6 protein-coding genes and 1 pseudogene are annotated in these 10,676 nt (G+C 36.4%); 1 reads left to right on the top strand and 6 read right to left on the bottom strand.

All coding sequences use genetic code 11. The features are described from left to right. From ACIQ2S_RS07920 to ACIQ2S_RS07895, 6 genes and pseudogenes are all read right to left on the bottom strand, one after another. Positions 1-224, bottom strand: a pseudogene (locus tag ACIQ2S_RS07920) (hypothetical protein); the annotation flags it as partial. A gap of 158 nt (positions 225-382) precedes the next feature. Beyond that, positions 383-3,298, bottom strand: coding sequence for a S8 family serine peptidase (locus ACIQ2S_RS07915; RefSeq protein ID WP_396174739.1), 2,916 nt, complete (start codon positions 3,296-3,298; stop codon positions 383-385). A gap of 131 nt (positions 3,299-3,429) precedes the next feature. After that, the gene (locus ACIQ2S_RS07910; protein WP_396174737.1) at positions 3,430-4,311 is read right to left on the bottom strand and encodes a hypothetical protein; all 882 of its coding nucleotides are present in this window, start codon (positions 4,309-4,311) and stop codon (positions 3,430-3,432) included. 8 nt (positions 4,312-4,319) lie between these two features. Further along, positions 4,320-5,150 (bottom strand): hypothetical protein, encoded by an 831-nt coding sequence (locus ACIQ2S_RS07905; RefSeq protein WP_396174735.1) that lies wholly within the window; start codon positions 5,148-5,150, stop codon positions 4,320-4,322. A gap of 19 nt (positions 5,151-5,169) precedes the next feature. Then, positions 5,170-6,567 (bottom strand): RagB/SusD family nutrient uptake outer membrane protein, encoded by a 1,398-nt coding sequence (locus ACIQ2S_RS07900; protein WP_396174732.1) that lies wholly within the window; start codon positions 6,565-6,567, stop codon positions 5,170-5,172. 12 nt (positions 6,568-6,579) lie between these two features. Next, positions 6,580-9,681, bottom strand: coding sequence for a SusC/RagA family TonB-linked outer membrane protein (locus tag ACIQ2S_RS07895; protein ID WP_396174730.1), 3,102 nt, complete (start codon positions 9,679-9,681; stop codon positions 6,580-6,582). Positions 9,682-9,870: 189 nt separating this feature from the next. Here ACIQ2S_RS07895 and ACIQ2S_RS07890 point away from each other — a divergent pair, with 189 nt between their 5' ends. Continuing rightward, positions 9,871-10,470: a ribonuclease HII gene (locus tag ACIQ2S_RS07890; RefSeq protein WP_396174728.1), complete on the top strand. Its 600-nt coding sequence runs from the start codon at positions 9,871-9,873 to the stop codon at positions 10,468-10,470. The last annotated feature ends 206 nt before the right edge of the window (positions 10,471-10,676 follow it).

The following is a 10,676-nucleotide window of genomic DNA, read 5'->3' as shown; positions in this document are numbered from 1 at the left end:
GTATCTACAACGGTTGTGTCTTTTGAAAGCGTAATGATTTGGTATTGACTAATAGATGCCTTGGGAGCTTTTTTGTTTGAAGTTGATTTTGAATTTTGCCCGACTGGAGAATTAGTTGGGTTGCCGGTTTGGTTAATCGGAATTTGATCATCGGTTGACCTTCTTTGAGCTTGGACAACAAATGATACTAATAAAAAAAGTATAGCTAGGCGAAAACCGTGCATTCAAATAAAAATTTGGTCAAAGGTAATTTAATTTTAGTTTTTAAAATAGATTTATCAGCCAACTTCGAGTTAAAAAATATGCAAATAGTTGTGAAATATTTTAAATAAAATAGGGCTGTTCTTTCAAACAGCCCTATTCTTTTGTTTAAAAAGAGAAATTACCTTTGTAAAACAATTTTCTTAGTTGTTTTCTGATTGTTCTGATCTACAGCAACAAAATAAACACCATTGGATAAATTGTCTATTGCAATTTGTGACAAATTATTGGAAATAACTGTGGAAGCAACTTTTCTTCCTTGCACATCATGAATACTAACATTGGCACTATCAGCAGTTAATGAACTCAACTGTATGTTTAAAATTCCTGTAGAAGGATTTGGATAAACTGTGAAGTCTAAGGATGGCTGCGAACCGACACTCAAGTTATTTTCAATGGTACAAAGATTTAAAGAAAAGGAATTAATCACACCTCCATTTAATTCAAAGTCATCTGCCACTCTTAATGTCCAAACACCTTCTGTTTGAAGATTGTTTAAGGCATTTAAAGGCATTCTAGGTTTTACAATTCCCGAAATAACCGGATTACCTGCACAAACTAATTGAGCACCTACATCGGAAATAGTCACATTAATATTGGGTGCTGTACCTGTACATTCTTGATTTAAAAGTACTATTTGTGGACTTCCGATGGCGGCCGGGCCTTCTAATATCACCACTAATTCTTGAACTGCAGGATGCGTGATAGTAAAATTCACTGCCATACTTCCCACGCTAAAACCAGCGGGTAAAGTTACAGGAACCGAAGCTGTTGCTAAAAACCCTGCACCAATGTTTGCAGAACTAAAATTAGTTGCTGTATAAACGGTATTACAAACCAAAACACCGGTAGTAAACATTCTAACTGCACCTGTTACTGCTTCTCCACACAAATTAATGGGAAGTACTCTCCAATAATACTCTGTATCTTGGGCTAGATTACTTACAGTATATGACAAATTAGTAGTTACACCTTCTTGACTAATGGTGGCAAAAGTGTTTGATGTAGAAACTTGAACTTTATAAGAAGTTGCATTAATATTTTGACTCCATTTTAAAGTAGTTGTTGTAGACAAATTCTCTTGGTTTGCAGCAGGATATACCTGCGATACATTTGTAAAAATGTTGCTGTATACTCTTAAATAAACAGGAGTAGTTTTTACTTCAGCTCCTTTAGTTCCAACGACATTAATAGTGTACTGACCCGGAGCTAAACTAGCTAAGTTAGTTAAAGTTAGCGTAAAAGGTGTATTAAAATCTAATACTGTTTCACTAAATGTAGCTACCACACCAGCAGGCAAATTGCTTGCAGAAAGAGTTACACTTGAAAAATCACCATTAATGAAATTCAAATTAAACACCGCTTGTCCTGTTGTGCAAGCCTTTTGTTCTTCGCTTAACGAGCTAATTGAAAAACTCGAATCAAGTCCGGTAGCAATTAAAGAATAATTTTGAGGTCCTCCTTGTAAAGTGCCTTTGTGCGTAACTGTAATGGTATAATCACCTGCGGTTGGAGCATCTATTCGTACAACTTCTACATTATCAACATTGTTATCGCCTGTTCGTGTAGCGTTTTGAGTAGCATTGGATTGTAATCTCCATGGAAAATATGTCGTGGTACCTTGAGAGATACGAATATCTAAGTCATTGACCAAAACCGGAGTAGGATCATTTAAAACACCATTATTAACAGGTCCCGGTACGTCGGTCCAAGTGATGGATGCAATTAATGGATTTACACCATCCGATTTTACATTAAACGTAGCCGTTTGTCCTTGTGTTAAAACATTTTCTGCTATAGAAGCATTTAACCCATTAAAAATAATTGCTTCTGCTGCTCTTTTGGAATTCAATAGACCCCAACCAAAATTGGCATCCGGACCGGGATTTCCGGCATCATCAGCGGTATGACAAACCAATCCTTTTAAAGTAGAAGCTCGCATGTATCGATTGTTATTAGTAAAGAACAATTGCTGTAATAGTACTAAAGAACCACTTACATTTGGAGCAGACATTGAAGTTCCCGACAAAGTTATATACTCTGTATTTGAAGCTCCACCTGTTGACAATAATCCGGAACCTTGCCCTGCAATATCAGGTTTAATTCGTCGGTCATCTGTTGGTCCTTGACTACTACTCGCATTAATATTTACCCCACTTAAATTTCCATTAGAATCAATACTTGCTGCTTGAGCATTCGCAATAACAAGGTTGTTCTTTGCATTTTTGTTACCCGTTAATTTATCATAACCCGTTGTAGTAGGACTAGAATTTGTGGTTTGACCATTATTCCCAGCAGATTTCACTGGTAAATAGTAGGGAGAAACATAGGCTACTTGGTCCCATTGCTGAGCAGCTTGCGAGTAGGCTCCCATAAACCAAGGGCCCGGTGCATTTTCTATTGGTATTCCATATGAGTGATTAGAAACCAACATACCGTTTTGAACTTCAACTAAAGCTTCCGAGGCATCGTTAAACCAATCGTAACTTTTAACCGTTGAAGCTGTTGCCATACCTTTCGCTTGCGGATTAACACCCGAAGCGGCGATTGTTCCTGAAACGTGTGATGCATGAAAATTATTAGCATTAAAGGTTTGACCATTCATAATTAAAACTCGATTCCCAAATTCTTGATGCGTAGATCTTGCCGTTCCTCCGTCCCAAACACCAATAAACATACCTGAACCTGTTAAGCCATAACTATTTATTAAGAAATTAGTTCTGGTTGATACCGCGGCGGTTGCATTATCAATTGAATAATACATAGGTGATCCATCGGGAAACAAACCAATCAACTCATCAACAGAGCCGTCTTCCTTAAATTTAAGAACTTCCCAACCATTAATACGGGCTGCCTTCAATGCATTTTCTTTATTAATTTTAGCTTGCGTATCATAAGCCAATGCCAATTCTTTAATAGCATTTAAATCGTAGTGTTTAACAATTTCATCCCTTTGCTTTGCATCTTGAGCCACAGATTGCATGGAGATAAAAAAAGCAAAAAATAAGAATAACAATAAGTAAAAGTTCTTTTTCATGTAAATATTTATTAAAGTTCAAATATAAATAATTTAGAATCAATTTAAAAAGTTTTAACGTTATATAAACAACGTATATAAAAACAAAAAAACCCGCTCGAAAGCGGGTTTAAATAAATTATAATTCCATATTAATTTGGAGTTAAAACAACAGATACTGTAAATGGATTAGTAAATACCCCTTGGTTCAAAACATATGATATTTGTTTTGTACAAGGATTAAAAGTACCGGTTCCACCCGGATATCTGTTTGGAGCTGCAGGCGTATTAATACCAACTACAGTAACCGAAAAATTAGGATTAATTGTTACAATACCAGGATAATTTCTGATACCTGAAGTAGCAGGATTACCGGTCATGTGCACAATAAAATCTACACCCCAACAAGTATTAAAGTTAAAACTATTCGCAACACCCACAACCGGAGTAACAACAGGAACAAATGACGGAGCCGGAGTAGCACCCGCTAAAGAAGCTATTGAAACACCTGTGAGGTTTGTACTAACCGATTTTGAACAAATTTTTACCCTTCTTTTAATTGGATAATCGTCAAGACCTACTTTCACGTTAGATCTAGAAGTAGCAGTTAAGGTAACATCAAACTCAACGTTGCTTGTTAATGATGTAGCGACAATATCAATAACGATATTTTGAGTTAATTGATTTAATTGATTTTGACCACCCGCTACAGCTTCTGGAAACTCAACAACCGTTCCAGTGGCGATAACTCCGGCAGAAGAACCAACCACATCAGTAATGGTATAGGTGACTTCCAAACCATCAGTATTTTCCGGAGCTCTTAATACAACCGGCAATATCAATTGTGTTGAAGAACCAATAACTAATTCAAGAGGTGCTATAGGTGCCGTTTGAACGGCAGTAGAACTTGGCTGCTTAAACTGCACCCAACCACTTTGAGAATCATTTGCAAAGCGTGCCGCTTCGTCATCATTGCTACAAGCAACAAACAAAGATGTTGCAACAAACAATAGTATATATCTTAAATTTTTCATACGTATTATTATTGTTTAGTTAATGTATAAGATGTTTGTACCGGAGGACTGCAACTTGAGTTTGTGTCATTCGTAAAATTCAAAGTAGCAGTAGCGTCACTTGTTGGATTAAACGTTCCGTTAACTGTTGGAGCAGTAAATAACAATGGTGTTCCACACGTGCAATTAGAATCATTACCAGCGGGGATAATTACCTCTCCACAAACTAACTGAAATTTGAAATTTCTTCTAGTTGTTGAACAATACGTTGGATAATTGTAACTCATAAAACTTCTTTCCAAAGCATTTGCAGTGTTTGCTGCTACAATTGGACGAACCGTATTATGCTCTAAAGTAGGACCATCAACAAAAGGTGTAGTTTCTGTTAACAAATAGTTTCCAGTGAAGAACCCAGCTGGTAACGGACAAATTTGTTGCACTGTTAATGTTAATTTAGCAGTTGCTACAACACCACCATCAGATACTGAAACAAGTTTCAAAACTAAAAGCTCAGGAGCAGTAGTTAATCCAGGTGTGTCTGTTCCATTGATTACTAACTCACCAATATAAGTATTAGCCGGGATAGTTACCGTTGGATTGAACGAATAATTGGCAGCATCAACCGTAGTATTTGCTTCGTCCACTTCAACAATAACTGTTCTATCTACAGCAGAAAGTGTATTCACATTAACTTTTAAAGTTTGTGAAGTCGCACTATTAAAAGGAACTCCTAAAACCCCCGACGTACTAGCAAAATAGGCTAATGTCTGTCCGGTAGTAGGATCCCAAATTTTGTCTTCCGTTTCTCCACAAGAAACAAAAAGAGCAAATAAACTTAGAACTGATACAATTTTTTTCATTTTCATTTAATTTTTTTTATTAATAACCTGGATTTTGCACCATTGATCTGTTAGCATTCATTTCAGCTAAAGGAATAGGCATGGTGAATCGATCGTCACTTGGAGATAATTCACATGGTGCAGCACCACCACAATCAAGAGAACTTCTTTCAATACCTGTATTTGATATAGCACGTAAACGTTTAAGATCTACATAACGATGTCCTTCAAAACCAAACTCCAATTTACGTTCCTCAAGAATATCAATAATAGCGTTTTGAGTAGTTGTATAGTTTTTGGTTGGAGCACCTGATGCATATCTTGCATTCACATAATTTTGCATCGTTGCAGCAGCAGCAGTAAACTGAGATAGTTTTGCTTGAGCTTCTGCTTTCACTAAATGCATTTCAGAAATTCGCATCACTTTAATGTCATTCATATAAGGAAAACCTTCTGAACCTAAATATTTTCCAATCAAGTGAAGATTTGCAGAAGGATCACTTTCAGCACCCCACATCAACACAGAAGGTCTTACATCACCAGCTTGAAAAGAGTCAAACATGGAGTTAGACATTTCCATAAAAGCTCCACCTGTTCCTGTAAAATACCAAATACCACCAACAAAAGCATTGTTTCCTTTGCGTTCTGCTTTGAAAATTACTTCTTTATCAAAACCTGCACCTGCATCAGCAAACATGTTAACATATTCTGCAGTTGTTGCTAATCCGAATTGTGAAATCAAAGCATCAGCATTAGTAATGGCACCAGCATTATCACCTGTAAATAATGCAATTTTTGCTCTCATAAATGTGATTGCTTCTCTGTTCATGAAAATCTTGTTAGAAGCACCTGTAAATAAAGCTTGAGCAGTATTTAAATCCTCAGTCATTTTTGTAAAGCACTCACCAACAGTATTACGCGGTAATTGTGCAGTAGCAGCTGGAACAAAATCTAAATAAATAACACCTAATGCTGCAGGATCTTCCATCGTAGTTGCATAGTGTGATAATAAGTTTAGGTGACAATGTGCTCTTAAAGCATAGCATTGAGCTAAAATATTATTTTTTTGAGCTACCTCTGCAGGAGTATTGGTTGGTATACCAGCTGCAGCATCAATAATTTTATTAGCAAAATTAATAGTTCTGTAATTGGCTATCCATATATCATTTGCATTAACTGCAGCAGTTACTTGCATGTTGTACAGAGTAACCTGTTGACCACCACTGTCTTTTCCAATTTTACATTCATCTGTAAAAATTGAATTAAAGGTAATTTGTGGATAAGGGTTGTAATTACCCATTACACCATTCATACCATCTTGCAAATCTTTAAGATTGGTATAAACAGTAGCTGCAGCTAATTGATCATTAGGCAAATACTCTGTTTCACAAGCTGTGAAACTTATTGCCGCTGTGATTATTAAAAATATTTTTTTCATTTTCATTTTTTATTAAAAGTTAACATCTAAACCAAACGTAAACTGTCTTGGTGTTGGAAAATCGAAAAACGCTGAGGTAGTAGTTGATTCAGGATCAAAACCTCTCCATTTAGACCAAGTGAACACATTTTGTCCTTGGAAATACAAACGTACTCCGGATAAAGCTTTTGTTTTAGCCAACATTTCTTTGTCAAAAGTATACGCAAAAGTCAAATTTCTCAATCGTAGGAAAGAAGCATCTTCTAAATAACGATCCGATTGAAACAAACGAGTACCAAATGCTATGGAAGGATAGGCAGTAATATCACCTACATTTTGCCATGTGTTTAACATACCAACTTCTTGATTTGAAATTGCTGTCAAAGTAGGGTCTTGAATCAATCCCAGGGAACCGTTTGTTCTATACTGCTCTGCAGCAAAAGCAAATAATGAGTTTAATGACCAGTTTTTATATGACACATTCAAACCAAAACCACCAGTATACAATGGATCGGAGCCTTTATCAAGAAAAACTCTATTAGCATCTGAAAAAACATTGGTTACATCTCCATTAACGTCCAAGTACAACGGTGCTCCATTGGATGGGTCAACACCTATATAACGTGTTAACCAGAATGAACCTAATGGTCTACCCACTTCAAGTGCTTGTGAACCTCCCGCAACAAAATCTTGATCGGCTAATTTTTCAATGGTGTTTTTATTGTAGGCTCCATTAAAGAATACATTCAATTTCCAATCATTGTTTCTGATCACATCCCATGACAAAGATAACTCTACACCTTTATTTGACATCTCACCAACGTTAGTAGTTACTGATCCAAACCCTGTAACAAAAGAAGTTGGACTAGCAAAAAACAAATCTGTTGTATACTTATTGTACACATCGATAGAACCATTCAATCTGCTTTCCATGAAACCAAAATCAATACCTATATTGGCTTGTGTGGTAACCTCCCATGATAAATCTTTGTCAAAATTACTAGCAGGTTGATAACCAAACTGACCATTGTAACCTGCTTGGTTTACGGCGATGATTTCAAAAGCATTGTAAGCATTACCTACACCTTGATTACCTGCAGTACCATAACTAGCTCTCAATTTCAAATTTGAAATTGCTGTATTACCTTCTAAGAATTTCTCTCTGGAAATATTCCAAGTACCTGATACAGAATAGAAAATTTCTGATTGGTTCTCAGGTGCAAAACGCGAGGAAGTATCACTTCTTAAAGAGGCCTGCACACCAAAACGACCATCATAATCATACTTAGCTACACCAAAAAGTGAAAAGATTGAACTCTCTACTTCACTAGACGCTACAAACGGAACGTAAGGTGTTGCTCCGCCTTCTTGAGTAATACCTGCAGTAAAACCACTACCTGAACCAGGTAATTTTGGATTTAAACCATAGGCTTCAAAAGCAGATTGCTTTGTGTTAATATAGAAATACTCTTGAAAAGCAGTAACCTCAAGGTTGTGTTTTTCTTTAAAAGTTTGCGTGTAAGTTAAATAATTGGTAATGTTAAAACGAGCTGATCTTGTAAACTCTTCATACTGACTACCTTTATTGATAGATGTAGGAACTCGAGTAGCAATTTGACCTCTCCATGAATCAGGTGCGTCAATTGTCAATCTTTCCAGATTAGTATAATCTACACCAAATTTTGAACCCATTTTAAATTTGTCATTGAACTTATAATCTCCATAAATAGTTCCAAGACCTCTAAATTCAGCTTCCTGATCGGTGTTCAACGTTTGAGTATTTAATGCTAAATAGGGAGTATTCAAGAAACCATTGATACCTGCATTTACAACATTACCATTGGCATCATAGGCATTAGACAATTGGGTACCATAAATATTGATTTGTCCATTTGGCGAATAAGGAGACATGTAAGGCAAACCTAAATAAGGAACAATGAATGGATTGTCTAACTGTCCGCCTGTATTGCCATCTCTTAATCTATCTACAACGAAATCACTTACAGAATATCCTACAGTAATTTGAGAACCGTAAGTAAATTTTTCACTTGCTTTTACATCAAAGTTATTTCTGAATGTAAAACGATCTAATTTACTACGTAATGTAATACCTTCTTGCGTAAAATAATTAATCGATGTATACGAACGTGTTTTTTCGTTACCAGTATTCATATTCAACTCCTGAGAATTGGTAATACCGTTTCGGAAGAAAATTTCTGACCAGTCAGTATTACTCTGCTGAGCATAAGCTTCAATCTGAGCATCACTTAGAGCCCCTCCTTCGTTAATTGTTCCGGAAATACCTGTAAAACCAAAACCTGATCTGGCAATATCTCGTTGAAACGTTAAATACTGTCTTGCATTCATCACTTCAAAACCTGGCTCAGGCTGCGTAGACAAACCATACAATGCACGATATTGGATGGAAGTACCTCCATTATATTTACCTTTCTTTGTAGTTACCACAACAACACCACCAGCACCACGAGCACCGTACAATGCAGAAGCAGCAGCATCTTTCAATACTTGAATGTCTTCGATATCATTCGCGTTGATACCTCTAAAATTGTCCTCACTAACAGGAACACCATCAACCACAAACAAAGGCTCAACATTACCTTGTAGAGAGTTACGTCCACGAATAAGAATTGTTCCGCTTTGACCCGGTTGACCAGAACCAACTTTAATGTTCGCACCGGCAACATTACCTTGCAAGACTTGGTCTAAAGAAGCAACAGGAACCTGCTCAATCTGCTTGCTGTCTACTCTACTAATAGCAGAAGTTGATTTTGCTTTGGTTTCTGAAAGGTACCCTACAAGTACAACTTCACCAAGTACTTCGGCATCTTCTTCCATTGCAACATTAATCGTGCTGGCAGCACCAACTGTTTTAGATTGTTTTTTTAAACCAATGTAGGTAAATTCTAAAACTTCACCTGCTTTGGCACTGATGGCATACTTTCCATCAAAATCTGATTGTGTTCCTCTAGTTGTACCTTTCACTACAACAGAAACTCCAGGCAAAGGTTGTCCACCATCAGTAATTGTACCTGTCACTGTTTTCTCCTGGGCAAAAGAAAACTGAATAGAAAACGCCAATATTAGCGTAAAAATCCATTTGAACTTCGATCTCATATTAAATTTATTTGAGTTAGTTAAAGGGCAAACTTCATAATAATTTCTTAAATAAGCAAATAATACTTCGGAATATTACTCACAAACCATGTTAAAAAATTAATTTTGGTAACAATTACTCTTATTAATTCACAGTTTAGATACAATAATTTAACAACAGTTGCGTCAAATAAAATATTTTTTAAAAAAATGTTACTAAAAAATTACAGTCCCTACCAACTTGAATGCGGTACCGATGAAGCAGGGCGAGGCTGCCTTGCAGGCCCCGTAACCGCTGCTGCTGTGCTATTACCAGCTGACTTTGAGTCGGATTTTATTAACGATTCCAAACAAATAACAGAGCGGATGCGTCAACAATTGAAATTGGTAATTGAAGAGTTTGCAGTGAGCTTTAGTGTAACTCATCTAGACCCGCTAATTATTGATGAAATAAATATCTTAAATGCATCCATTAGAGCCATGCAGGAGAGCATTGTAAAGTTAAATCCTACACCCGAATATATTATTGTTGACGGAAACCGCTTCAAACCTATTTTGAACATTCCTCATGCGTGCATAATCAAAGGTGATAGTAAGTATTTAAGCATCGCAGCAGCATCTATTTTAGCAAAAACCTACCGCGATGCATACATGGAACGTATACATGAAGAATACCCCATGTACAACTGGAAACAAAACAAAGGCTATCCAACCAAAGAACATCGGGAGGCTATCAAAAAATACGGCGTGACTAAATACCACCGGTTGAGCTTTAAATTACTGCCCGACCAAATGAAATTAGATTTATAGATTCTTGGATTATATGATAAAAATGTATTGCTAAAATTTCTCAAATTTTTAGAATCGGCATTCTAAAAAAGCGAATCCGAAAGATCTGACTTAAATTCACATTCAAAAAGATTTTTAAAATGCTTGGTAATTTTTTCTTTGACAACTGCTTCATCCACCTGTGAAACACCTAATTCAACTTGCAGGGAAGTCACCGCTTTTCCGCG

The sequence above is a fragment of the Flavobacterium sp. genome (genome assembly GCF_044371705.1).
In the GTDB taxonomy this organism is placed as follows: domain Bacteria; phylum Bacteroidota; class Bacteroidia; order Flavobacteriales; family Flavobacteriaceae; genus Flavobacterium.
This window is presented reverse-complemented; position numbering and strand designations above follow the sequence as displayed.

Bases quoted from the DNA above. Each gene is read 5' to 3' on its own strand.
- ACIQ2S_RS07915 (WP_396174739.1), bottom strand. From the start codon at position 3,298: ATGAAAAAGAACTTTTACTTATTGTTATTCTTATTTTTTGCTTTTTTT.
- ACIQ2S_RS07910 (WP_396174737.1), bottom strand. From the start codon at position 4,311: ATGAAAAATTTAAGATATATACTATTGTTTGTTGCAACATCTTTGTTT.
- ACIQ2S_RS07905 (WP_396174735.1), bottom strand. From the start codon at position 5,150: ATGAAAAAAATTGTATCAGTTCTAAGTTTATTTGCTCTTTTTGTTTCT.
- ACIQ2S_RS07900 (WP_396174732.1), bottom strand. From the start codon at position 6,567: ATGAAAAAAATATTTTTAATAATCACAGCGGCAATAAGTTTCACAGCT.
- ACIQ2S_RS07895 (WP_396174730.1), bottom strand. From the start codon at position 9,681: ATGAGATCGAAGTTCAAATGGATTTTTACGCTAATATTGGCGTTTTCT.
- ACIQ2S_RS07890 (WP_396174728.1), top strand. From the start codon at position 9,871: ATGTTACTAAAAAATTACAGTCCCTACCAACTTGAATGCGGTACCGAT.